This window comes from Streptomyces sp. NPDC001204 (assembly GCF_053598035.1).
Map to the genome: position 1 here is coordinate 1 of NZ_JBSFJL010000001.1, position 23,668 is coordinate 23,668.

The following is a 23,668-nucleotide window of genomic DNA, read 5'->3' on the forward strand; positions in this document are numbered from 1 at the left end:
CGAAGCGTCGATGTCCTCCCCCTCGTCGCTGCTGCACTGGACCCGCCGCATGATCGAGATCCGCAAACAGAACCGCGCCTTCGGGCTCGGCTCCTTCACCGAACTCCAGTCCTCCAACCACGCGGTCATCGCGTTCCTGCGGGAGTACGAGGACGACCTGGTCCTGTGCGTCCACAACTTCTCCCGCTTCGCCCAGCCCACGGAGCTGGACCTGAGCGCGTTCCACGGACGGCATCCGGTGGAGCTGTTCGGCGGGGTGCGCTTTCCGGCCATCGGGGAGCTGCCGTACCTGCTGACCCTGGCGGGTCACGGCTTCTACTGGTTCCGGCTGCGCAAGGACGCGGCCGTCTAGTGCCCGGCGGGCAACGTTCGCCCCGGGGCGGGGCGGGCGTTTCCTTCGCCCCGCCCGTGGGCACGCGTCAGTCACACCCGACCAGCGATTGGACGCGACGCCATGTCGGAAGCCATGTCGCAAGCCGTCACACGCTCTGTCACCGCCGGCAGCCCCGGTCTCCTCGCGTCACTGGACCCGCTGCTGCGGGAGTGGCTGCCGCGGCAGCGCTGGTTCTCGGGAAAGGGCCGTCCCGTGACGGGCTTCTCGCTGGTCGCCGCCACCGAGCTGCTGCCGGGCGACCGGAAGCTGGGCCTGTACCACCTGCTCGTCCGCGCCCACCAGCCGCTTGCGCCCGTGCACGGCACGGTCCCGCACCCCGGTGACTGCTACCAGCTGCTCATAGGCGTGCGCGAGGCGCTGCCCCCACGGCTGGCGCCCGCGCTGATCGGCCATGTGCACGAGGGCCCGCTCGCCGGACGCACGGTGTACGACGCGCTGTACGACCCCCGGCCCGCCGAGGTGATCCTGGAGGCACTGCGCACCCGGGCCCGCATCGGCGGGCTGCGTTTCGAACGGCGGGACGAGATACGCCCCGACCTGGTTCCCCGCGTGGTCACCGCCGAGCAGTCCAACTCGTCGGTGGTCTACGGCGACACGTTCATCCTGAAACTGCTGCGCCGGGTGCTGCCCGGCGTCAACCCCGACCTGGAACTGCCGCTGGCCCTGGCCGAGGAGGGCTGCTCGCGGGTGCCGCCGCCGACGGCGTGGATGACGGCGGAGCTGGACGGCGAGTCGTACGTGCTCGGGGTGCTCCAGCCCTTCGTGCAGGGCGCCTCGGACGGCTGGGAGCTGGCACTGCGCGAACTGGCCAAGGGCGAGGACTTCGGCGCCGAGGCGCGGGCGCTGGGCCGCGCCACCGCCGAGGTGCACACCGCGCTGGCCCACGCGCTGCCCACGGTCACACTCGGCCACATGCAGCTCGAGATCCTGGTGAACGGCATGACCGAGCGCCTGGAGTCGGCCGCGCAGGCGGTGCCCGCGCTCGGCCCGTACGTCCCCGGTCTGCGCTCCGCGTTCGAGGCGCTGGCCGATCTGGCGGCCGAGGGCCACATCTGGACCGCGCAGCGCATCCACGGCGACCTCCACCTCGGGCAGTGCCTGCGCTCCGCCTCCGGACAGTGGTGGCTGATCGACTTCGAGGGCGAGCCGGCGAAACCGCTGGCCGAGCGGCGGATGGCCCAGCCCGTGGTGCGGGACGTGGCCGGGATGCTGCGCTCCTTCGACTACGCGGCGCACTCGGCCGGCGGCCCACCGGCACCGGAGTGGGCAGAGGCCTGCCGCGCCGCGTACTGCACCGGATACGCCGAGGTCAGCGGGAGCGACCCGCGCACCGACCCCGTCCTGCTGCGCGCCTACGAGACGGACAAGGCGATCTACGAGGTGCTCTACGAGGCCCGGCACCGCCCCGACTGGCTCCCGGTACCGATGTCCGCGGTTCACCGCCTGGCCGCTCCGGACACGACCTGACCCCCTGTCCCCCGTCCACCGCATCCGACCTGCGCCGAGGAGGCACCACCCGTGACCCCCCGCACCCCGTCCAGCGGTTCTGATCCGAAGAACACGGCCGAGGCCGCGGGCCACGACCGGCCGGCACCGGCGAAGAAGGCAGCCGCGAAGAAGGCAACGGCGAAGAAGGCAGTGGCGAAGAAGACCGCCGCGAAGACGACGGCCGCGAAGGCCGCGAAGGCCGCGGCCACCGGGGCCGCCGCCAAGAAGACCGCCAAGAAGGCGGCGACGGCGGTGAAGAAGAAACCGGCCACGAAGGCAGCCGCCCGACCCGCGGCGCCGCAGCCCGTGGCACAGGCGCCCGTGGCACCGGAGCCGGCAGCCGCCTGGCGCCCGGAGGACCCCGCTGTGGTCGCCGTCGGGCCCGGCGACCGGGAGCGGTTGCTCGCGGGGACGCATCACGATCCCCATTCCGTGCTCGGCGCGCACCCGGTACCCGGTGGGGTCGCCTTCCGGGTGTTCCGCCCGTACGCGCTGGGCGTGACCGTGGTCGCCGGGGAGCGGCGGGCCGGGCTCCGCGACGACGGGGAGGGGTTCTTCTCGGGCCTGCTGCCGCTGCCGGAGGTGCCCGCGTACCGGCTGGAGGTGGAGTACGCGGGGACGGTGCAGCACACCGAGGACGCCTACGGCTTCCTGCCCACGCTGGCCGAGTTCGATCTGCACCTGATCGGCGAGGGCCGGCACGAGCAGCTGTGGCAGGCGCTCGGGGCGCATCCGATGACCCACGGGGGCGTGACCGGCACCCGGTTCGCGGTGTGGGCGCCCCATGCCCGGGGGGTGCGCGTCGCCGGTGGCTTCAACTTCTGGGACGGCACCGGGTATCCGATGCGCTCGCTCGGCGCCACGGGTGTGTGGGAGCTGTTCGTGCCCGGGATCGGCGAGGGCGAGCTGTACAAGTTCGAGATCACCCGGCCGGACGGGTCCAGGACACTGCGCGCCGACCCGCTGGCCCGCCGTACCGAGGTGCCGCCGGCCACGTCGTCCATCGTCCACGCCTCGCACCACGAGTGGTCCGACGCGGAGTGGATGGCCCGCCGTTCCCAACGCCCGGCGCACGAGGCCCCGTTCTCGGTGTACGAGCTGCACCTGCCGTCCTGGAGGCCAGGGCTGACGTACCGTCAGCTCGCCGAGCAGCTGCCGGCGTACGTCAAGGACCTCGGCTTCACCCATGTGGAGCTGATGCCGGTCGCCGAGCATCCCTTCGGCGGCTCCTGGGGCTACCAGGTCACCGGCTTCTACGCGCCCACCGCGCGCCTGGGCACCCCGGACGACTTCAAGTTCCTGGTCGACGCCCTGCACCAGGCGGGCATCGGCGTCCTGATGGACTGGGTGCCGGCGCACTTCCCGCGCGACGAGTGGGCGCTGGCCGAGTTCGACGGCCGGCCCCTGTACGAGCACGCGGACCCGCTGCGGGCCGCGCATCCGGACTGGGGCACCCTGGAGTTCGACTTCGGCCGCCGCGAGGTGCGCAACTTCCTCGTCGCCAACGCCCTTTTCTGGTGCGAGGAGTTCCACATCGACGGCCTGCGCGTGGACGCGGTCGCCTCCATGCTGTACCTCGACTACTCGCGCGAGCCGGGCCAGTGGACGCCCAATGAGCACGGCGGCCGGGAGAACCTGGACGCCGTGGCGTTCCTCCAGGAGATGAACGCGACCGTGTACCGCAGGGTGCCGGGCGTGGTCACCGTCGCCGAGGAGTCCACGGCCTGGGACGGCGTGACCCGCGCGACCCACCACCGGGGCCCGAGCGGCTTCGGCGGCCTGGGGTTCGGGCTGAAGTGGAACATGGGCTGGATGCACGACTCGCTCCAGTACATGAGCCACGATCCCGTCCACCGCAAGTTCCACCACGGTGAGATGACGTTCTCGATGGTGTACGCCTACAGCGAGAACTACGTGCTGCCGATCTCGCACGACGAGGTGGTGCACGGCAAGCGTTCGCTGGTGTCGAAGATGCCCGGCGACTGGTGGCAGCAGCGGGCGAACCTGCGCGCCTACCTGGGCTTCATGTGGTCCCACCCGGGCAAGCAACTGCTCTTCATGGGCCAGGAGTTCGCGCAGGGCGCCGAGTGGTCGGAGACCCGCGGCCCGGACTGGTGGCTGCTCGACCCGAACTACGGTGCCGCGGCCGACCACCGGGGGGTGCTGGACCTGGTCCGCGACCTCAACACCGTCTACCGGGCCACGCCCGCCCTGTGGGCGCGCGACGTCCACCCCGACGGCTTCCAGTGGATCACCGGGGACGAGGCGGACGACAACGTCTTCGCTTTCCTGCGCTACGACACCGACGGCACCCCGCTGCTGGCGGTGTCCCACTTCGCCCCGGTCGTCCGCCCCGACTACCGCGTCGGCGTCCCCGACGACGTGCCCGCCTGGCGGGAGGTCCTCAACACCGACGCGGCCCGCTACGGCGGCAGCGACGTTGTCCACCCCGACCCGCTCAAGCCCGAACCCCAGGGGCGGCACGGCCGCCCGGCGAGCATCCGCCTGACGCTGCCGCCCCTGGCGACGGTGTGGCTGCGACCGGCGTGAGGATTCCCCCGGCATCCGGAAGAGCCGGGCCGACTGCGACCAACCCGTCCGGCGTTCGAGGACGAGCCCGTCCGGGCCGAAGCGGGGGGGCCGGGGGCGGCAGCCCCCGGGACAGCCACCCCTACTCCCCGAACGCCTCCACCAGAGCCGGAGGCAACACCTCCGTGTACAGCACGCCCAGCCGTTGTGTGGCGCGGGTCAGCGCCACGTACAGGTCGCTCGTGCCGTAGCGGGCGGGTTCGACCACCAGGACGGAGTCGAATTCCAGGCCCTTGGCCTGGCGCGGGTCGAGAAGGACGACCGTCCGGGTCAGGTCGGGCTCGGCACCGGCCTCGACCTCCTCGAGGCGGGCCGCCAGCCGCCGGTGCAGGTCGCGCGGGGCGATCACGGCGAGCCGGCCCTCTTCCGGGGTGAGTTCCGCGACGGCCTTCTCCACGGCGCCGGGCAGGTCGTCGGTGGCGCGGGCCCAGGGCCGTACGCCCGTGGAGCGGACCGAGCTCGGGGGCTCGAAACCGGGGTGCTCGGCGCGGACCACGGCCGCCGCCACATCCATGATCTCGACCGGGGTGCGGTAGTTGACGCCGAGGCGGGTGTGCTCCCAGCGGTCCTCGACGTACGGCCGGAGGATGTCCGCCCAGGAGCCGACGCCGGCCGCCTCCGCCGTCTGCGCGGGGTCGCCGACCAGGGTCATGGAACGGGTCGGGCTGCGCCGCATCAGCAGCCGCCACGCCATCGGGGACAGCTCCTGCGCCTCGTCGACGATGATGTGCCCGAACGCCCAGGTGCGGTCGGCCGCCGCGCGCTCGGCGGCGCTGCGGTGGTCCTCCTGCTCCTGGCGTTCGGCGAACCGCTCGGCGTCGATGACGTCGTGCGCGGACAGCACCTCCGAGGCGTCCGGGTCACCGTCCTCCTTGTCCTCGAACTCGTACGTCCGGGACGCGTACGACACGTCCAGCACGCCCTGGGCGTACGCGATCTGGGTCTCGCGCTCGCGCTCGGCCAGGGCGCGGGCCGCGCGGTCGTCCTCGCCGAGCAGTTCGGCGGCCTCGTCGAGGAGGGGAACGTCCGCGACGGTCCACGCCCGGGTCACCGGGCGGCGGATCGCGGCCGCGTCCTCGTCGCCGACGTACCCCTCCGGATCCGCCAGGAAGTCCGCCACCAGCCGCTGCGGGGTGAGCCGCGGCCACAACTGGTCGATGGCCGACCAGACCTCCGGGTTCTCGGCGAGTTCGTCGCGGATCTGGGTGATGTCGCTGGGGTCGAGCAGGTTGGAGCCGTCGTAGGGGTCCGTGCCGATGCGCTCGGCGACCAGGTCGGTGAGCGTGTTGAGGATGTGGCCCTCGAAGTGCTCGCGGGCCGCGTTGTGCGGCAGCTTCGCGGCGCGGGTGCGCTCACGGGCGACGTTCACCAGGCCGTCGTCGAGCATCAGGATCTCGCGGTCGTGCTCGATGGCGATCACGGGATCGGGCAGCGCCTGCCGGTCCCGTACGACGGCGGCGAGCACGTCGGCCATGCCGGCGCGGCCCTTCACCGCGGCGGCCTCGGGGGTGTCCGACGCGGTGGCCCTCACTCCGGGGAACAGCTCGCCGACGGTCGCCAGGAGCACCCCGGTCTCGCCGAGCGAGGGCAGCACCTCGCCGATGTAGCCGAGGAACGCGGGGTTCGGGCCGACGATCAGCACGGCGCGCCGGGCGAGCAGTTCCCTGTGCTCGTACAGCAGGTAGGCGGCCCGGTGCAGGGCGACGGCGGTCTTGCCGGTGCCCGGGCCGCCCTCGACCACGAGCACTCCGCGGTGCGGCGCGCGGATGATGCGGTCCTGGTCGGCCTGGATGGTCCGCACGATGTCGCCCATCCGGCCGGTGCGCGCGGAGTCGAGCGCGGCAAGCAGCACCGCGTCGCCGGTGGGGTCCTCGTGGCCGGTCCGGGTGGTGTCGCCGAGGTCGAGGATCTCGTCGTGCAGGGCGGAGACCCGGCGGCCCTCGGTGGAGATGTGCCGGCGGCGGCGCAGGCCCATCGGGGTGTGGCCGGTGGCCAGGTAGAAGGGGCGGGCGACGTCGGCCCGCCAGTCGATCAGGATCGGTGTGTGCTCGGTGTCGTCGGCGCGCAGGCCGATGCGGCCGATGTGGTGGCTGTCGCCGTCGGTGAGGTCGATCCGGCCGAAGCAGAGCGAGCCGTCCACGGCGTTCAGCGCGGCCAGCAGCCCGGACCGCTCGGCGACGAGGATGTCCCGCTCCAGCCGGGCCTGCATGGGCGTGTCGCCCTGCGCGAGCGCGTCCGCGACGGAGGTCTCGGTGTCACCGCGCAGCGCGTCCACGCGTGCGTACAGTCCGTCGATGAATTCCTGCTCCTGCCGCAATTCACCGTCTGGAAATTCGGTGTTTGACAATTCAGCTCCCGCCCGGATATACTGTGCTCACTGAACTTCTTCGTGACCCGACGAATACCAAGTCACGAATCACCGAATATACGCAAAGAAATCCCCCGGGCGCAATTACCCGGGGGATTTCTCATTCTCCGGCCCGCCGTCGCAGCGGGTCCGGCAGGTCACAGCACGTCCGACAGCTCCTCCAGCAGCCGCCGCTTGGGCCGTGCGCCCACCATGGACTTCACGGGCTCACCGGCGCGGAACACCATGAAGGTCGGCATCGACAGCACCTTGTAGGCGTTCGTGGTGTCCGGGTTGGTGTCCACGTCGAGCTGCACCACCTTCAGCCGCTCGCCCTGCTCGGCGGCCAGCGCGCTGAGCACGGGTCCCATCTGCCGGCACGGCGGACACCAGTCGGCGGTGAACTCCACCAGCACCGGCCGGTCCGCGCCGAGCACCTCCGCCGCGAAGTCCGCGTCCGTCACTTCCGCCACTCCCGGTGCCCTGATCACCGCTGTTGCCCTCCCAGCTCGCACTTGGGCTCCGGGCCTCCCGGAACCCGCGCGTCGGCGGCCAGCGCCTCCCGCGCCTGCTCGGCCTTGGCCAGCTGCGCGCCGACCTGCTCCCGCACGGCCCGCAGCTCGCCGATCAGCGCGTCCATCTGGTCCAGCTTGCGCCGGTAGACCGCGAGGGACGCCGGGCACGAGTCGCCCTCCGGATGCCCGGCCCGCAGACACTCCACGAACGGCCGGGTCTCCTCCAGCTCGAACCCGAAGTCCCGCAGCGTCCTGATCTGCCTGAGCAGCCGCAGGTCGCGCTCGTCGTAGGAGCGGTGGCCCTGCGCGTCCCGCCGCGCGGGCAGCAGCCCCCGCGACTCGTAGTACCGCAGTGCCCGCGTCGTGGTCCCGGCCCGCTCGGCCAGCTCGCCGATTCGCATGCGTACGAACGTAAGCCCTGACGCCGACGTCAAGGCAACGGCGGCGGAACGCGGCCGCCGCTCAGGCCATCACGCCGGCCGACTCCTCCACCTCCAGCAGGGAGGCGCTGCGGCGCTCCTCGTCGAAGGCCCTGCGCCCGCCGCGCAGGCCGAACAGGCGCTTGGCGAGGGCGATGTAGAGGACGGCGACGATGTTGAGGGCCAGTGTGGTGATCTTGACCGCGCTGACGTGCTCGGTGAGTTCGTAGATCTCCAGCGGCAGGAAGGCGGCGGTGGCGACCACCGTCAGGTACTCCGCCCACCGCTTGGCGTACCACAGGCCGACGGCCTCGATCAGTTCGACCAGCGCGTAGGCCAGCAGCAGGGAGGCCACCAGGAGCAGCGTGGAGTGCTGGTAGCCGAAGGTCTTCCGGACGGTGCCGACGACCGGTGAGTGGTCGAGGTCGTAGTGGAAGTGCTGGAAGACCGGGCGGAAGACGTCCAGGTACTTCTCGAACAGCCGCCGTACCGCGTCCTGGCTGTTGCTGAATTTCCACACCGCCACCGCGACCAGCACGATGAACACCCCGCGCAGTGCCCGCTCGAACGCGAGGAACCGCAGGATGAACAGGTCCCGCAGCACCTTGCCGCGCGGCACCAGCGGGGCCTCGACGGCCGGGCCCGAGCCGTGCGGCTCGCCGAGCGTGAAGTCGCCGCAGCGCAGGCAGCGCCACACGTCCCCCAGGGCGGTCTGCGCGCGCAGCCGGATCCGCAGCCTCGGGTCGTCCGGGGCGTAGGTCACATGCCCCTTGCGCGCACACGTGCGCCGGTCCCAGTCGATCGCCATCCCCCGTGCCTCCATACATACATACCTGGGGTTGTGCCGTGCCGGATTAATCCGGCACGGCACGGTAGTGCATCACAGTAAGAGACGGCCGCCGGAAGGTTTCCGTTCAGAGCGCCCCCACCAGCTCCTTCGCCTCCTCGGCCGGCTGCTCGTCGCGGGCGGCGCCCCGTGGCAGCAGCAGGGCGACGGCGAGGGTGCCCACGCCCAGGATCACCGCGCCGACCAGGCTGGTGTGGGCCACCGCGTCGGAGAAGGACGAGCCGACGGCGTCCTTCATCCGCTGGGCGCCCTGGGCGAGTTGACCGGCCTGCGCCTTGAGCTGCGCGGCCTGCTGCGGGTCGGTCGCGTGGGCGGCCTGCGCCGCGAGCTGCCGGGCCTTCTCACCGATGCCCTGAGCGACGGTGTATCCGGCGCCGACCGAGTCCTGGGCGGTGGACAGGGCGCCCGCCGGGAGTCCGCCGCCGGCTGTGGCGTCGGAGAGGTGCCGGGCGTACGAGGTGGACAGCAGGGAGCCGAGGATCGCGATGCCGAGCGAGCCTCCCAGTTCCAGGGAGGTGTCGTTCACGGCGCCGCCGACACCCAGCTCGGACTCCGGGAAGGCGCCCATGATGGCGTCGGTGCAGGGCGAGAGGGCGAGTCCGATCGCCAGGCCCAGGATCACCAGGGGTGCCACGAAGTCGCCGTAGCCGGACGAGCCGTCCACCCGGGTCAGCAGCGCCAGGGCCGCGGTGCCGCCGACCATGCCCGCGGTCACGGTCCACTTCATGCCGACCCGCGGGGTGAGGTAGCCGGTCAGCGCCGAGCCGGCGAAGACGGCGCCGGCCAGCGGCAGCATGCGCAGCCCGGTGGCCAGGGCGTCGTAGCCGAGGACGAACTGGAGGTGCTGGGTGAGGTAGTAGAAGGCGCCGAAGACGGCCAGGAAGAACAGGGCGACGGCCAGGTTGGAGCCGGCGAAGCGGCGCTGCCCGAAGCGCCGTACGTCGAGGACCGGGCGCGGGTGGCGCAGCTCCCACAGGACGAAGGCCACCAGGCACACGCCCGCGACCGCGGCCGCGGTGACCGCCTTGGCGTCCCAGCCGAAGTGCGGACCCTCGATGATCATGTAGACCAGCGAGCCGATCCACACCACGGACAGCAGTCCGCCGACGTAGTCGATCCGGCCGTGGTGCGCCGCCCTGGAGGGCGGTACGAGGACGAAGGCACCGACCAGGGCGACGGCGGCGACCGGCACGTTGATCAGGAAGGTCGAGGACCAGCCGTGGTCCTGAAGCAGCGCGCCGGCGACGAGGGGACCGGCGGCGATGGCGAGGCCGGCGGTTGCGGTCCACAGGGTGATCGCCTTGGCGCGCTCGGCGCGCGGGAAGGTCGCGGCCAGCAGGGAGAGGGTGGCCGGCATGATCAGCGCGGCGCCCACGCCCATCACGGCGCGGGCCGCGATGACGGTCGCCGCGCTGTCGGCGAGGTAGCCGAAGACGGCGCCGCCGCCGAACACGACGAGCCCGAGGACGAGCGCGCCGCGCCGGCTGTACTTGTCGCCGATCGCGCCGAGCAGCAGCATCAGCGCCGCGTAGGGAACGGTGTAGCCGTCGATGACCCACTGGAGGTCGGCGCTGGACAGGCCGAGGTCCCGGGTCATGTCGGGCGCCGCGACCGTGAGCGCGGTGTTCGCCATCACGATGATCAGCAGGCTCAGGCAGAGCACGAGGAGCGCCCACCAGCGCCGGGCGTAGGGGCGGTCCATCCTCTCGGCCGGTTCGTTCATGACGAGTCGCATGGGCAGGGGTCGCCTTCCTCGGTCTACTTGCACAGCGGAGTGCAATTGCACAACGATGTGCAATGTACGACCGTTGCACAATGCTGTGCAAGTCGAAGGAGGGCAGAATGTCAGCCATGACCACGGGTAACACCAGTCGCGCCGACGCGAACCGGCGCCGCATCCTCGATGTCGCCCTCGCGGAGCTGCTGCGCGACCCCGACGCGTCCATGGACCAGATCGCGCGTGCGGCCGGTGTCGTACGGCGCACCGTGTACGGCCACTTCCCCAGCCGGGAGGCGCTGATCAGCACGCTCGTCGACGAGGCGGTGCTCTCCCTCGCCACCGCGCACGCGGCGGGCCGCGAGGGCGTCGAGGACCCCGCGGAGGCGGTGGCGCGCTCGGTGCTGGCGGTCTGGGAGATCGCCGACCGCTACCGGCTGCTGGTCGCCCTCGCCCAGCGCACGGTCACCGTGCAGGGCATCCGCGAGCGTCTGGCCCCGGTCCGCGACCGCTGCGCGGAAGTGCTCCAGCGCGGCCTCGACCAGGGCACCTTCAGCTCCCCGCTGCCCGCGTCGGCGCTGGCGTACGTCCACGAGCAGATCCTGTTCGCGCTGATGGAGGCCGTGAACGAGGACCTGCTGGCCGCACACGCGGCGGGGCGCGCCGCCGCGGTGACGGTACTGACGGCGGCCGGGGTGCCCGCCGCTCTCGCCGCCGCCCTGGTGGCCAGGCTCAGCGACTGACCTCCCCGGAAACACGACGAGACCCCGCGCCCCCTGAAAGGGGCACGGGGTCTCGGGTCCCGCCGAGCGCTACGCCTTGGCCAGCTCGCGCTGCTCGGGGACCCCGGCGGAATCGTCGGCGTCGTCCAGCAGCGTCTTCTCGTCGAAGGGCAGCTCACCGGCGAGGACGCGCCGGACGCGGTCCTTGTCGACCTCGCCGGTCCAGGTGCCGATCAGCAGGGTGGCGACCGCGTTGCCCGCGAAGTTGGTCAGGGCGCGGGCCTCGCTCATGAAGCGGTCGATGCCGACGATCAGGCCGACGCCGTCGACCAGGGCGGGCTTGTGGGACTGAAGGGCACCGGCGAGGGTGGCCAGTCCGGCGCCGGTGACACCGGCGGCGCCCTTGGAGGCGATCATCATGAACAGCAGCAGCGTGATCTGCTGGCCGATGGACAGCGGCTGGTCCATCGCGTCGGCGATGAACAGCGAGGCCATGGTCAGGTAGATCATCGTGCCGTCGAGGTTGAAGGAGTAGCCGGTCGGCACGGTGATGCCGACGACCGGACGGCTCACGCCCAGGTGCTCCATCTTCGCGATGAGCCGGGGCAGCGCGGACTCCGACGACGACGTCGACAGGATCAGCAGGAACTCCCGGCCCAGGTACTTCAGCAGCTGGAAGATGTTGACGCCGGCCACCAGCCGGGTCAGCACGCCCAGCACCACGAGCACGAACAGCAGACAGGTGACGTAGAAGCCGAGCATGATCGCGGCGAGTGCCTTCAGGGCGTCGATGCCCGTCTCGCCGACGACGGCGGCCATGGCGCCGAAGGCGCCGATCGGGGCTGCCCACATGATCATGGCGAGCACGCGGAAGACCAGCCGCTGGATGTGCTCCACTCCGCGCAGGACCGGCTCGCCCCTGCGGCCCATGGCCTGGAGCGCGAACCCGACGAGCAGGGCGACCAGCAGGGTCTGGAGCACCTGGCCCTCGGTGAACGCCGACACGAGCGTGGTCGGGATGATGCCGAGCACGAAGTCGACCGGTCCCTCGCTCGCGGCCTGCGCCTGCGCCTGGCCGACGCCCTTGACCGCCTCCGTCAGGTGCATCCCGCTGCCCGGGTGGACGATGTTGCCGACCACGAGTCCGATGGCCAGGGCGACGAACGACATCGCGAGGAAGTAGCCGAGCGCGAGTCCGCCGACCTTGCCGACCTTCGCGGCCTTGCGCACCGAACCGACGCCGAGCACGATCGTGCAGAAGATGATCGGCGAGATCATCATCTTGATCAGGTTGACGAAGCCGGTACCGAGTGGCTTGAGTTCCTTGGCGAAGTCGGGCGCGGCGAACCCGACGGCGACGCCCAGGACCACCGCGGCGATCACCGCTATGTACAGATAGTGGGTACGGTCCCGCTTGGCTGCGGGTGCGGGTGCGGCAGGTGCCGTATCGGCTGCGCTGCTCAAGGCGGCCCTCCTTGACGACGTCATCGGCATCACCGGCGTGCGGCTCACGTCCGGGTGTGGGGGAATGCCGCGACTATCTCCCTTCCTGTGAGGGCGGTCACGCTTCCGTTCATTAAGTTCACGCCACATAGTTCACGCCAGAAGGAAAGAGGCAGACTGGCCGCATGCGCATACCCGTCCTCCCCCGACCCCGCAGCCTGGCGGGCCAGCTGTTCGCCATGCAGGCCGTGCTGCTGGCGCTCGTCGTGGCCGGGTACGCGCTCTTCAGCTACGTCAGCGACCGGGGCCAGGCCGAGGAGTCGGCCCGGCGCCAGACCACGGCGGTGGCCCGCTCGATCGCCGACGCCCCCTCGGTCCTGGCGGCCGTCCGCACCTCCGACCCCTCGGCGGAGCTCCAGCCGTTCGCGCTGAAGGTCCAGCAGGACACCGGCGTCGACTTCGTCACGATCATGACCCCGGGCGGCATCCGCTGGACGCACCCGGATCCGGACCAGATCGGGCGGCCCTTCCTCGGGAACATCTCCCGCGCCCAGCGCGGCGAGTCCTTCACCGAGACCTACACCGGCACCCTCGGCCCGTCCGTCCGCGCGGTCACACCCGTCGAGGAGGACGGCCGCGTGGTCGGTCTGGTCAGCGCCGGCATCAAGGTGGAGGCGATCAGCGAGCGGGTCAGGGAACAGGTCATCGCCCTGTTCTCGGTCGCGGGCGGGATCCTCGCGCTCGGCGCCATCGCCACGTACGTCATCAACGCGCGTCTGCGCCGTCACACCCACGGCATGAACGCGTCCGAGCTCAGCCGTATGCACGACTACCATCAGGCCGCCCTGCACGCGGTGCGCGAGGGCCTGCTGATGCTGGACGCGCAGCACCGGGTGGCGCTCATCAACGACGGCGGGCGGGAACTGCTGGGCGTGGGACGCGAGGAGGACGTGATGGGCCGGTCGGTGGCGGACCTCGGCCTGCCGGCCCCGCTGACGGGCGCGCTGCTGGCGTCCGAGCCGCGGGTGGACGAGGTGCACCTGACGGACTCGCGTGTGCTGGTGGTCAACACCTCACCGGTGTCGGGCGGGCAGCGCCGGGGCACGGTGGTGACCCTGCGGGACGTCACCGAACTCCAATCGCTGATGGGGGAACTGGACTCGGAGCGCGGCTTCAGCCAGGCGCTGCGCTCCCAGGCGCACGAGGCGGCCAACCGGCTGCACACGGTGGTGTCGCTGATCGAGCTGGGGCGGGCGGAGGAGGCCGTGGAGTTCGCGACGGCGGAGCTGGAGCTGGCCCAGGCACTGACCGACCAGGTGGTCAGCGCGGTGAGCGAGCCGGTGCTGGCCGCGCTGCTGCTCGGCAAGGCGGCCCAGGCCAACGAGCGCGGCGTGGAGCTGGTGGTGTCCCCGGACAGCGGTCTGGACGACGGTCTGCTGCCGCGGAGCCTGCCGCCCCGGGACCTGGTGACGATCCTCGGCAACCTCGTCGACAACGCGGTGGACGCGGCGCAGGGGGGCATGCCGGCCAGGGTGACGGTCACGGCGTGCGCGGAGGACGGCGAGCTGGTGCTGCGGGTCGCGGACACCGGGCCGGGCGTGCACCCGGCCCACGCGGACCGGGTGTTCCAGCACGGCTTCTCCACCAAGCCGACGGGCCCCGGCGGGCGGGGACTGGGCCTGACGCTGGTACGGCAGGCGGTACGGCGGCACGTGGGGACGCTGACGGTGACGGAGGCCGAAGGGGGCGGCGCGGTGTTCGAGGCGCGGCTGCCCTTGACGCAGGGGACGGAGGACCACGTGACCCGCAGGGCCGGGTCCGGGGCCGGGCGCGGCCTGCCCGGAGGCGTGGCATGACGGACGGCGGGAGCGGGACGCAGCCGATCCGCGTCCTGGTGGTGGAGGACGACCCGGTCGCGGCGGACGCGCATGTGTTGTACGTGGGCCGGGTGCCGGGATTCGTCGCGGTGGGCAAGGCGCACACCGGCGCCGAGGCCCGGCGGGCACTGGAGCGCACCCCGGTGGACCTGCTTCTGCTGGACCTCCACCTGCCGGACGTGCACGGACTGAAGCTGGCCCGGTCCCTGCGGGCGGGCGGCCATCACGCGGACGTGATCGCGGTGACCTCGGCACGGGACCTGGCGGTGGTGCGCGAAGGGGTCTCGCTGGGGGTGGTCCAGTACGTCCTGAAGCCGTTCACCTTCGCCACGCTCCGGGACCGGCTCGTGCGGTACGCCGAGTTCCGCGCGGCGGTCGGCGAGGTCGGCGGCCAGGACGAGGTGGACCGGGCGCTGGCGACCCTGCGCGCCCCGAGCCCGGCCGCCCTCCCCAAGGGCCTGAGCGCGCCGACGCTCCAGCGGGTGACGGACGCGCTGCGCGAGGCGGGGGAAGGACTCACGGCGGCGGGGGTCGCCGGGGCGGTGGGCATCTCCCGGATCACCGCCCGGCGCTACCTGGAGCACCTGGTGGACGCGGGCCGGGCCGTACGCAGCCCGCTGTACGGGCAGGTGGGCCGGCCGGAACTGGTGTACCGGTGGGTGCGGGAGAGCGGCGGGGACCGGTAGAGGGTGGCGCACGCCTGAGGAGAGCTGCTGTGGAGAGCCGGGTGCCGGGGCGGCGCGGCCAACCGGCGGGGCCACCCGCGCAATCGCAGGCCGGAACCGCACGTCCGCGGGTGGCCTCGTAGGTCCTCGGACCCGGTGGGGCGCAGGGGAACCCGTCCGGCGCGGGAGACGCGACCGCGGGAGTCGCGACCGCGGCAGCCGCACCGGACGCGTTGGCCGCCGCGGGCTCCGCGCGGGCCCCTTCGGGAGACCGGCCCCGCGCGGGCCTCATCGGAGAACGGCGCCGCCCGGACCACCGGCTCCTAGAACACCGACTCCGTCTCGTCCATGCGGTCCTTGGGGACGGTCTTCAGCTCGGTCACCGCTTGGGCCAGCGGGACCATCACGATGTCCGTGCCGCGCAGCGCGGTCATGTGACCGAACTCACCGCGGTGGGCGGCCTCCACCGCGTGCCAGCCGAAGCGGGTGGCGAGGACGCGGTCGTAGGCGGTCGGGACGCCGCCGCGCTGGACGTGACCGAGGATGACCGGCTTGGCCTCCTTGCCGAGCCGGCTCTCCAGCTCGTACGCCAGGGCCGTGCCGATGCCCTGGAAGCGCTCGTGACCGAACTTGTCGATCTCGCCCTTGCCGTAGTCCATGCTGCCCTCGGCCGGGTGGGCGCCCTCGGCGACGCAGATCACCGCGAACTTCTTGCCGCGGGCGAAACGCTCCTCGACCATCTTCACCAGGTCGGCCGGGTCGAAGGGGCGCTCGGGCAGGCAGATGCCGTGGGCGCCGGCCGCCATGCCGGACTCCAGCGCGATCCAGCCCGCGTGCCGGCCCATGACCTCGACGACCATCACACGCTGGTGCGACTCGGCCGTGGTCTTCAGCCGGTCCATGGCCTCGGTGGCCACGCCGACGGCCGTGTCGAAGCCGAAGGTGCGGTCGGTGGAGGAGATGTCGTTGTCGATCGTCTTCGGCACGCCCACCACCGGCAGCCCGGCGTCCGACAGCATGCGCGCCGCGGTCAGCGTGCCCTCGCCGCCGATCGGGATCAGCGCGTCGATGCCGAACCGGTGGATCATGTCCGAGGCGTTCTCGCAGGCCTCGCGGAGCCGGTCGCGCTCCAGCCTGGAGGAGCCGAGGATGGTGCCGCCGAGGGCGAGGATGCCGCCCACCGCGTTGAGGTCCAGAGCGCGGTAACGGCCGTCGAGCAGGCCCGCGTAGCCGTCCTCGAAGCCGATGACCTCGTCGCCGTACGTGGTGACCGCCCGGTGCACGACCGACCGGATCACCGCGTTGAGCCCCGGGCAGTCGCCGCCCGCCGTGAGAACTCCGATACGCATCCTGCTGTGTCTCCTGCTCGCTGTTGACACCGGTGATCCCGTCCGATTGTTTCATGTCCGGGAGGCGACCACGGCCTGACGGGCGCCATACCTACCGGCGGGGGTATTGTCAAGAGGATTCCGCTCACCCCGGTGGGCGTTTTTTGCAGGACGCCATCCCCGGCCGACGAGTGATCCCCCGAGGAAACGGAGAGCCCGCGTGACCCGCAGCGTGTACGTGACCGGCATCGACCGCGGTGACGGCCGACAGGTCGTCGAGCTGGGAGTCATGGAACTGCTGACCCGGCAGGTGGACCGGGTGGGCGTCTTCCGCCCCCTCGTCCACGACGGCCCCGACCGCCTCTTCGAACTGCTGCGCGCCCGCTACCGGCTCTCCCAGGACCCGGCGACCGTCTACGGCATGGACTACCACGAGGCGTCCGCCCTCCAGGCCGAGCAGGGCACGGACGAACTGGTGTCGGCCCTCGTCGACCGCTTCCACCTGGTCGCCCGCGACTACGACGTGGTCCTCGTCCTCGGCACCGACTACGCCGGCACCCAGCTCCCGGACGAGCTGTCCCTCAACGCCCGGCTCGCCAACGAGTTCGGGGCCTCCGTCCTGCCGGTCGTGGGCGGCCGCAGGCAGAACGCCGAGTCGGTGCTCGCCGAGACCCGCAACGCCTACCGCGCCTACGACGGCCTGGGCTGCGACGTGCTGGCCATGGTCACCAACCGGGTCGCCCGCGAGGACCGCGACGAGATCGCCGAGCGGCTGGCCGGCCGGCTGCCGGTGCCCTGCTGGGTGGTGCCCGACGAACCGGCCCTGTCCGCGCCCACGGTCGCGCAGATCACCCAGGCCCTGGACGGCCGGGTCCTGCTGGGCGACGACTCCGGCCTGGCCCGCGACGCCCTCGACTTCGTGTTCGGCGGCGCCATGCTGCCCAACCTCCTCAAGGCGCTGACCCCCGGCTGCCTGGTGGTCACCCCCGGCGACCGGGCGGACCTGGTCATCGGCTCGCTCGCCGCGCACAGCGCCGGCACCCCGCCGATAGCCGGCGTGCTGCTCACCCTGAACGAGGCACCGCGGCAGGAGATCCTCACCCTGGCCGGCCGGCTCGCCCCGGGCACCCCGGTCGTCTCGGTGTCCGGCAACAGCTTCCCCACCGCCGAGCGGCTGTTCTCCCTGGAGGGCAAGCTGAACGCGGCCACCCCGCGCAAGGCGGAGACCGCGCTCGGCCTGTTCGAGCGGTACGTCGACACCGCCGACCTCAGCAAGCGCGTCTCCGCGCCCAGCAGCGACCGGGTCACCCCGATGATGTTCGAGCACCAGCTGCTCGAACAGGCCCGCAGCGACAGGCGCCGGGTCGTGCTGCCGGAGGGCACCGAGGAGCGCGTGCTGCACGCGGCGGAGGTGCTGCTGCGCCGGGGCGTGTGCGACCTGACGCTGCTCGGCCCGGTGGAGGGGATCCGCAAGAAGGCCGCCGACCTCGGCATCGACCTCGGGGACGCGCAGCTGATCGACCCGGCCACCTCCGACCTGCGGGACGCCTTCGCCGAGCAGTACGCGCTGCTGCGCGCCCACAAGGGCGTCACCGTCGAGCTGGCGTACGACGTCGTCTCGGACGTGAACTACTTCGGCACGCTCATGGTGCAGGAGGGTCTGGCCGACGGCATGGTGTCGGGCTCGGTGCACTCCACGGCCGCGACCATCCGGCCCGCGTTCGAGATCATCAAGACCCGCCGGGACGCCTCGATCGTCTCGTCGGTGTTCTTCATGTGCCTGGCCGACAAGGTCCTCGTCTACGGCGACTGCGCGGTCAACCCCGTCCCGGACGCCGAGCAACTCGCCGACATCGCCGTCCAGTCGGCGGCCACCGCCGCCCGGTTCGGCGTGGAGCCGCGGATCGCCATGCTCTCGTACTCCACCGGCGACTCCGGCTCGGGCGCCGACGTGGACAAGGTGCGCGAGGCGACCGAGCTGGTGCGGCTGCGCCGCCCGGACCTGATGATCGAGGGGCCGATCCAGTACGACGCGGCCGTGGAACCGTCGGTGGCCGCCACCAAGCTGCCCGGTTCGGAGGTGGCGGGGCAGGCCACCGTGCTGATCTTCCCGGACCTCAACACCGGCAACAACACGTACAAGGCCGTGCAGCGTTCGGCCGGCGCGATCGCGGTCGGCCCGGTCCTCCAGGGTCTGCGCAAGCCGATCAACGACCTGTCCCGCGGCGCCCTCGTGCAGGACATCGTCACCACCGTGGCCATCACGGCGATCCAGGCCCAGTCGTCCGGCAACTGACCTCCCGTCGGCCGTGTGTGCCGGGGCCGCCGCCCCGGCACACACGGCCGCAGACCTCCACAGCCCCCGACCAGAAAGCGCCAGCGCTCGTGACCGCGACCCGCGTCCTCGTCCTCAACTCCGGCTCCTCGTCGGTGAAGTACCAGCTGCTCGACATGCGCGACGCGACCCGGCTCGCCATCGGCCTGGTGGAGCGCATCGGCGAGCAGACCTCCCGGCTCCGGCACACCTGCCTGGCCACGGGGGCCACCCGCGAGGAGAACGGCCCGATCGCCGACCACGACGCCGCGCTGAAGTCGGTCGCGGAGGAACTGGCCCGGGACGGGCTCGGCCTGGACTCCCCCGAACTGGCCGCGATCGGGCACCGGGTGGTGCACGGCGGCATGTTCTTCACCGAGCCCACCGTCATCGACGACGCCGTGCTCACCGAGATCGAGCGGCTGATCCCGGTGGCGCCGCTGCACAACCCGGCCAACCTCACCGGCATCCGCACGGCCATGGCGCTGCGCCCCGACCTGCCGCAGGTCGCCGTCTTCGACACGGCGTTCCACACGACCATGCCGGAGTCCGCGGCTCGCTACGCGATCGACACGAAGATCGCGGACCGGTACCGGGTGCGGCGCTACGGCTTCCACGGCACCTCGCACGCCTACGTCTCCCGGGCGACGGCGGAGCTGCTCGGCAAGGCCCCCGAGGACGTCAACGTCATCGTGCTGCACCTGGGCAACGGCGCGTCGGCCTCGGCGGTCCGGGGCGGCCGGTGCGTGGACACCTCCATGGGGCTCACCCCGCTGGAGGGGCTGGTGATGGGAACACGTTCCGGTGACCTCGACCCGGCCGTCATCTTCCATTTGCAGCGTGTCGGCGGAATGTCCATGGACGAGGTCGACACTCTCCTCAACAAGAGGAGCGGTTTGTTCGGCCTGTGCGGCGACAACGACATGCGGGAGATTCGGCGCCGGATGGAGGAGGGCGACGATGAGGCACGGCTCGCGTTCGAGATCTACATCCATCGGCTGAAGAAGTACGTGGGTGCCTATTACGCGGTACTCGGCACGGTGGACGCGGTCGCCTTCACGGCCGGGGTCGGCGAGAACGCGGCCTTTGTGCGGGAGGCCGCCCTCGACGGCCTGGAGGGGCTGGGCCTGGCGGTGGACCGCGAGCGGAACGCCGTACGCGGCGACGGGGCGCGGCTGATCTCGCCCGAGGGCGCGCGGACCGCCGTGGCCGTGGTCCCCACGGACGAGGAAATGGAGATCGCCACCCAGACTTACGCACTGGTCGGAAAGGACGGCTGAGCGCGTCCACGGAATTCCGGCCGGCACTCGACTGAGCGCGAAGGCGCCCATTTGCACCTTCCACCAGACGGAATATTCCGGAGCGAAACAAACCGATAGGATCGCCCCATGCGCCGTTCGAAAATCGTCTGTACTCTCGGCCCAGCGGTCGACTCCCACGAGATGCTCGTCGCCATGATCGAGGCGGGCATGAATGTGGCCCGTTTCAACTTCAGCCACGGAACGCACGCCGAGCACCAGGCACGGTACGACCGTGTCCGCGCCGCGGCCAAGGAGACCGGCCGGGCCATCGCCGTCCTCGCCGACCTCCAGGGCCCGAAGATCCGGCTGGAGACCTTCGCCGAGGGGCCGGTGGAGCTCGAGCGGGGTGACGAGTTCACCATCACCACCGAGGACGTCCCGGGCGACAAGCACATCTGCGGTACGACGTACAAGGGACTGCCGGCCGACGTCTCGCGCGGCGACCAGGTCCTCATCAACGACGGCAACGTCGAGCTGAAGGTCCTCGACGTCGAGGGCCCGCGGGTGAAGACGATCGTCATCGAGGGCGGCGTCATCTCCGACCACAAGGGCATCAACCTGCCCGGCGCCGCGGTGAACGTGCCCGCGCTGTCCGAGAAGGACGTGGAGGACCTGCGGTTCGCGCTGCGCATGGGCTGCGACATGGTCGCCCTGTCCTTCGTCCGCGACGCCAAGGACGTCTCCGACGTCCACCGGGTCATGGACGAGGAGGGCCGCCGCGTCCCCGTCATCGCCAAGGTGGAGAAGCCGCAGGCGGTGGAGAACATGCAGGACGTCGTGATGGCGTTCGACGGTGTGATGGTGGCCCGCGGCGACCTGGCCGTCGAGTACCCGCTCGAGAAGGTCCCGATGGTGCAGAAGCGCCTGATCGAGATGTGCCGGCGCAACGCCAAGCCGGTGATCGTGGCGACCCAGATGATGGAGTCGATGATCACCAACTCCCGTCCGACCCGCGCCGAGGCCTCCGACGTGGCCAACGCGATCCTGGACGGGGCCGACGCGGTCATGCTGTCGGCCGAGTCGAGCGTGGGCGCCTACCCGGTCGAGACCGTCAAGACGATGTCGAAGATCGTCAAGGCGGCGGAGGAGGAGCTGCTCGCCAAGGGCCTGCAACCGCTGGTGCCGGGCAAGAAGCCGCGCACGCAGGGCGGTTCGGTGGCCCGCGCCGCCTGCGAGATCGCCGACTTCCTGGGCGCCAAGGGCCTGGTGGGCTTCACCCAGTCCGGCGACACCGCGCGCCGGCTGTCCCGCTACCGCGCCTGCCAGCCGATCCTGGCGTTCACCACCGACGAGTCCACCCGCAACCAGCTGGCGCTCAGCTGGGGCGTGGAGCCGCACGTGGTGCCGTTCGTCAACAGCACCGACGAGATGGTCGACCTGGTCGACCAGGAGCTGGTCAAGCTCAACCGCTTCGCCCCCGGCGACACGGTCATCATCACCGCCGGCTCGCCCCCCGGCGTCCCCGGCACCACCAACATGGTCCGCGTCCACCACCTGGGCGGCGGCTCGCGCGACTGAGACCGGCCAAGCGCACGGTCGACCGGCACACCACTGAGGGCGCCTCCTGCGAACAGGGGGCGCCCTCAGTGGTGCCGCGGCTCCCGGGCGGGCCTCCGGCCGGTCAGCCGGTGGTGTACACGTGCATTCCGGGGACGTGCAGGTTGCCGCCGAACTGGGCCGCCTGGACCACTTCGACCTTGGTGAAGTAGATCAGCGGGATGTTCAGCGGCGGAGGGCTGTCCGGGCTGAAGCAGACCGGGAGCAACCCGAACAGGTTGCCGCAGATGCTCTCGGTGTACATCACCGTGTCGCCGCCGCGGATCGTGGACGTCGAGCCCTTGGCGGCCTGCACGTGGTAGGTCTTGCCGGCCTGCTTGTCCTTCACCGTCTGGTGCAGGTCGCCGATGTCGGTGCCATCCGAAATGACGTACTTCAGCACCTTCTTGACGTGTCCGCCGGCCGTGCGCACCTCCACGATGCCCTGGTAGTCGGCGCCCTTCAGCAGCAGCGAACTGGCGTTCAGGTACCAGGGGTCGTCGGCCAGCAGCACCTTGTTGTCCACGCCGCCCACGGCGTCGGTGGCGGCCGGGCAGTTCTCCGGGTCCGTCGTGGAACTCGCCGACGGGCTCGGCGAGTCCGTCGCCGAGCCGGCCGCATCACCGGCCGCCTCGCCGGCTGTGTCCTTGACGCCCTCGACGGCCTTCCCGGCCTCCCCGGCCGCCCCGGAGACCGTGCCGGTCGCGTCCTTCACGGTGTCCTTGACCGTGTCGGTGACCTTCTGGGCCGTGTCCTTGACCGTGTCGGCAGCGTCGTCGCCGGCGTCCCCGGCCCCGCCCGCCGAAGGCGTGGCGGAGGCGGACGGCGTGGCCCCGGAGTCCGCGGAGGCCTGCTTGCCGCCGGTGAGGACGTCTCCGAGCGCGTCACCGATGGTCCCCAGCAGACCGCCGCCGCCCGTGGACGCCGACGGGGCCGCCGTGGCGGCGCCTCCCGTGCCCGAACCGCCCGGCTTGCTCTGCGAGGCGGTGGAGTCGGGCTTGGGCGCGGCCTTGTCACCGGAAGCCGGATCCGGCGAGGGGGACGTGTGCGAGGAGTCCTCGTCCCCCTTGCCGTCCTGGTCCCCCTGCCCGTTCTGGTCCGCCGGGTCCGTGGAGGACGTGGCCGAGGGGGCCGGATGCGCGGTGGCGTCCTCGCCGTCCTGCTCGGGGTCACCGGCGCTCGCGGAGGCGGACGGCGCCGGCGAGGCCGAGGCCTTGTCCTGGGAGCCGTCCAGCGCCGCGACACAGTCCTTGTACTCGTCGGCCGTCAGGCTCTTGGCGGACGGCGTCGCCGCGTTGTTGTCGGCGACGGCGTGGGTCGATGTGAATCCCATCCCCATGAGGACCGCCGTCGGCATCGCCGCCATGGCTATCGCCCTGCCGGCCGGCATGTGGAACCTGGTGAACAGCGGCTTCTTGGGTGCCGCGTGACGCGGCCCGGTTCTCACGCGGGACTCCTCCACTCCCGTCCCGTGAGTCACCTCGTCAGCCGGCACTTTGCCTCCCGTTCGCCCCGTTGGCCGGGCTCGTTCCTGACAGGTCGTTCTCCCCCAGTGCCTCGAAGGCCTGGGAGGGGCCCCCACCGCTCGCCGGGTCCACCGCAGGACCGCCAGGCACCGGGCCGTCCGCCACCGGGCCGGGCGCGGCCTCGGGGGCGCCGCCCCGTACCGGGCCGGTCTGTCCGGCGTCCTCCCGCGCGGGCGGTACGCCCTCCGCCCACGCCACGGCCATCGCGCCACCGATGAGCGCGAGCAGGAAGCCCATGACGAAGCCGCCGAAGTTGGACACGGGGATGGACACCAGCGCCAGCAGGATCGCCGCGACACCCGCGAACACCCGGATGTGCTTCTGGAACCAGAGGCTGATGCCGAGGACGACGAGCAGCACACCGATGATCAGAGACCCGGCCCCCGCGGTGGTGGCCATCGCCAGCGTCAGATGACCGAGCTGGAGGTGGGCGTACGGGAAGTACATGATCGGAAAGCCGCCGAGCAGGACGAACAGACCGGCCCAGAACGGACGTGTGCCCCGCCAGGCGCGGAACTGCAGCCTCCGGCGGGTGAACTGGCCGGTTACGGCAGGAGTCTCGGCGCTCATGGAAAACAGCTCCCTGGTGCGGCGTTGCTGTGATGAGGGTGGTGCTTGGTCGGCGTGGGGGGTGTGTGAA

General features: G+C 71.8%; 18 protein-coding genes. 9 read left to right on the forward strand and 9 right to left on the reverse strand.

The window, feature by feature from the left end; translation table 11 throughout:
• From ACWC91_RS00005 to glgB, 3 genes are all read left to right on the forward strand, one after another.
• The coding region (locus tag ACWC91_RS00005) for an alpha-glucosidase C-terminal domain-containing protein (protein ID WP_450643746.1) at positions 1-352 on the forward strand (352 nt) is incomplete at its 5' end.
• Positions 353-466: 114 nt separating this feature from the next.
• Positions 467-1,861 (forward strand): maltokinase N-terminal cap-like domain-containing protein, encoded by a 1,395-nt coding sequence (locus ACWC91_RS00010; protein ID WP_225075640.1) that lies wholly within the window; start codon positions 467-469, stop codon positions 1,859-1,861.
• Between the two features lie 171 nt (positions 1,862-2,032).
• On the forward strand, positions 2,033-4,432 hold the full coding sequence (gene glgB / locus ACWC91_RS00015; protein ID WP_376502527.1) for a 1,4-alpha-glucan branching enzyme: 2,400 nt from the start codon (positions 2,033-2,035) through the stop codon (positions 4,430-4,432).
• Positions 4,433-4,553: 121 nt separating this feature from the next.
• On the opposite strand, the gene ACWC91_RS00020 is transcribed toward glgB, so the two are convergent.
• The 5 genes from ACWC91_RS00020 to ACWC91_RS00040 all read right to left on the reverse strand — a co-directional run bounded on the left by ACWC91_RS00020 (position 4,554) and on the right by ACWC91_RS00040 (position 10,334).
• Positions 4,554-6,788, reverse strand: coding sequence for a HelD family protein (locus ACWC91_RS00020; RefSeq protein ID WP_450643747.1), 2,235 nt, complete (start codon positions 6,786-6,788; stop codon positions 4,554-4,556).
• A gap of 188 nt (positions 6,789-6,976) precedes the next feature.
• On the reverse strand, positions 6,977-7,291 hold the full coding sequence (trxA, locus tag ACWC91_RS00025) for a thioredoxin (RefSeq protein WP_141366240.1): 315 nt from the start codon (positions 7,289-7,291) through the stop codon (positions 6,977-6,979).
• Between the two features lie 14 nt (positions 7,292-7,305).
• Positions 7,306-7,734, reverse strand: a complete 429-nt coding sequence (locus ACWC91_RS00030; RefSeq protein WP_225075637.1) for a MerR family transcriptional regulator — start codon at positions 7,732-7,734, stop codon at positions 7,306-7,308.
• Positions 7,735-7,795: 61 nt separating this feature from the next.
• Entirely contained in the window at positions 7,796-8,560 is a 765-nt protein-coding gene (locus tag ACWC91_RS00035) for a DUF2127 domain-containing protein (protein ID WP_281156300.1), read from the reverse strand.
• 106 nt (positions 8,561-8,666) lie between these two features.
• Positions 8,667-10,334, reverse strand: a complete 1,668-nt coding sequence (locus ACWC91_RS00040) for an MFS transporter (RefSeq protein ID WP_225075635.1) — start codon at positions 10,332-10,334, stop codon at positions 8,667-8,669.
• A gap of 107 nt (positions 10,335-10,441) precedes the next feature.
• On the opposite strand from ACWC91_RS00040, the gene ACWC91_RS00045 reads away from it, so the two are divergent.
• Positions 10,442-11,059 carry a TetR/AcrR family transcriptional regulator gene (locus ACWC91_RS00045; protein ID WP_225075634.1) on the forward strand — a complete coding sequence of 206 codons (618 nt, stop codon included), beginning with the start codon at positions 10,442-10,444 and terminating at the stop codon, positions 11,057-11,059.
• A gap of 69 nt (positions 11,060-11,128) precedes the next feature.
• On the opposite strand, the gene ACWC91_RS00050 is transcribed toward ACWC91_RS00045, so the two are convergent.
• The gene (locus tag ACWC91_RS00050; protein WP_450643748.1) at positions 11,129-12,502 is read right to left on the reverse strand and encodes a cation:dicarboxylate symporter family transporter; all 1,374 of its coding nucleotides are present in this window, start codon (positions 12,500-12,502) and stop codon (positions 11,129-11,131) included.
• Positions 12,503-12,666: 164 nt separating this feature from the next.
• On the opposite strand from ACWC91_RS00050, the gene ACWC91_RS00055 reads away from it, so the two are divergent.
• Both ACWC91_RS00055 and ACWC91_RS00060 read left to right on the forward strand, forming a co-directional pair.
• Positions 12,667-14,337, forward strand: coding sequence for a sensor histidine kinase (locus ACWC91_RS00055; protein WP_450643749.1), 1,671 nt, complete (start codon positions 12,667-12,669; stop codon positions 14,335-14,337).
• On the forward strand, positions 14,334-15,044 hold the full coding sequence (locus tag ACWC91_RS00060; RefSeq protein WP_450643750.1) for a response regulator: 711 nt from the start codon (positions 14,334-14,336) through the stop codon (positions 15,042-15,044). The genes ACWC91_RS00055 and ACWC91_RS00060 overlap by 4 nt, the downstream gene beginning before the upstream one ends.
• A 302-nt stretch (positions 15,045-15,346) precedes the next feature.
• On the opposite strand, the gene ACWC91_RS00065 is transcribed toward ACWC91_RS00060, so the two are convergent.
• Positions 15,347-16,372 (reverse strand): ATP-dependent 6-phosphofructokinase, encoded by a 1,026-nt coding sequence (locus tag ACWC91_RS00065; protein WP_225075630.1) that lies wholly within the window; start codon positions 16,370-16,372, stop codon positions 15,347-15,349.
• Positions 16,373-16,571: 199 nt separating this feature from the next.
• Here ACWC91_RS00065 and pta point away from each other — a divergent pair, with 199 nt between their 5' ends.
• From pta to pyk, 3 genes are all read left to right on the forward strand, one after another.
• Positions 16,572-18,647, forward strand: coding sequence for a phosphate acetyltransferase (gene pta, locus ACWC91_RS00070; protein ID WP_450643751.1), 2,076 nt, complete (start codon positions 16,572-16,574; stop codon positions 18,645-18,647).
• 89 nt (positions 18,648-18,736) lie between these two features.
• Complete coding sequence (locus ACWC91_RS00075; RefSeq protein WP_281156303.1) at positions 18,737-19,945, forward strand: acetate kinase; 1,209 nt, start codon at positions 18,737-18,739, stop codon at positions 19,943-19,945.
• 108 nt (positions 19,946-20,053) lie between these two features.
• Positions 20,054-21,484: a pyruvate kinase gene (gene pyk, locus ACWC91_RS00080; protein ID WP_281156304.1), complete on the forward strand. Its 1,431-nt coding sequence runs from the start codon at positions 20,054-20,056 to the stop codon at positions 21,482-21,484.
• Positions 21,485-21,587: 103 nt separating this feature from the next.
• Here the strand turns inward: pyk and ACWC91_RS00085 are convergent, their stop codons facing one another.
• Positions 21,588-22,997 carry a hypothetical protein gene (locus ACWC91_RS00085; RefSeq protein WP_450643864.1) on the reverse strand — a complete coding sequence of 470 codons (1,410 nt, stop codon included), beginning with the start codon at positions 22,995-22,997 and terminating at the stop codon, positions 21,588-21,590.
• A complete protein-coding gene (locus ACWC91_RS00090; RefSeq protein ID WP_225075625.1) occupies positions 22,987-23,598 on the reverse strand; it encodes a DUF6114 domain-containing protein in 612 nt (203 codons plus the stop codon). The genes ACWC91_RS00085 and ACWC91_RS00090 overlap by 11 nt, the downstream gene beginning before the upstream one ends.
• Positions 23,599-23,668: the final 70 nt, after the last annotated feature.

Excerpts from the sequence above, each read along its gene's own strand:
- ACWC91_RS00010 (WP_225075640.1), top strand. The coding sequence starts at position 467 with ATGTCGCAAGCCGTCACACGCTCTGTCACCGCCGGCAGCCCCGGTCTC.
- ACWC91_RS00030 (WP_225075637.1), bottom strand. The coding sequence starts at position 7,734 with ATGCGAATCGGCGAGCTGGCCGAGCGGGCCGGGACCACGACGCGGGCA.
- ACWC91_RS00035 (WP_281156300.1), bottom strand. The coding sequence starts at position 8,560 with ATGGCGATCGACTGGGACCGGCGCACGTGTGCGCGCAAGGGGCATGTG.
- ACWC91_RS00040 (WP_225075635.1), bottom strand. The coding sequence starts at position 10,334 with ATGCGACTCGTCATGAACGAACCGGCCGAGAGGATGGACCGCCCCTAC.
- ACWC91_RS00045 (WP_225075634.1), top strand. The coding sequence starts at position 10,442 with ATGTCAGCCATGACCACGGGTAACACCAGTCGCGCCGACGCGAACCGG.
- ACWC91_RS00055 (WP_450643749.1), top strand. The coding sequence starts at position 12,667 with ATGCGCATACCCGTCCTCCCCCGACCCCGCAGCCTGGCGGGCCAGCTG.
- ACWC91_RS00060 (WP_450643750.1), top strand. The coding sequence starts at position 14,334 with ATGACGGACGGCGGGAGCGGGACGCAGCCGATCCGCGTCCTGGTGGTG.
- ACWC91_RS00065 (WP_225075630.1), bottom strand. The coding sequence starts at position 16,372 with ATGCGTATCGGAGTTCTCACGGCGGGCGGCGACTGCCCGGGGCTCAAC.
- pyk (WP_281156304.1), top strand. The coding sequence starts at position 20,054 with ATGCGCCGTTCGAAAATCGTCTGTACTCTCGGCCCAGCGGTCGACTCC.
- ACWC91_RS00090 (WP_225075625.1), bottom strand. The coding sequence starts at position 23,598 with ATGAGCGCCGAGACTCCTGCCGTAACCGGCCAGTTCACCCGCCGGAGG.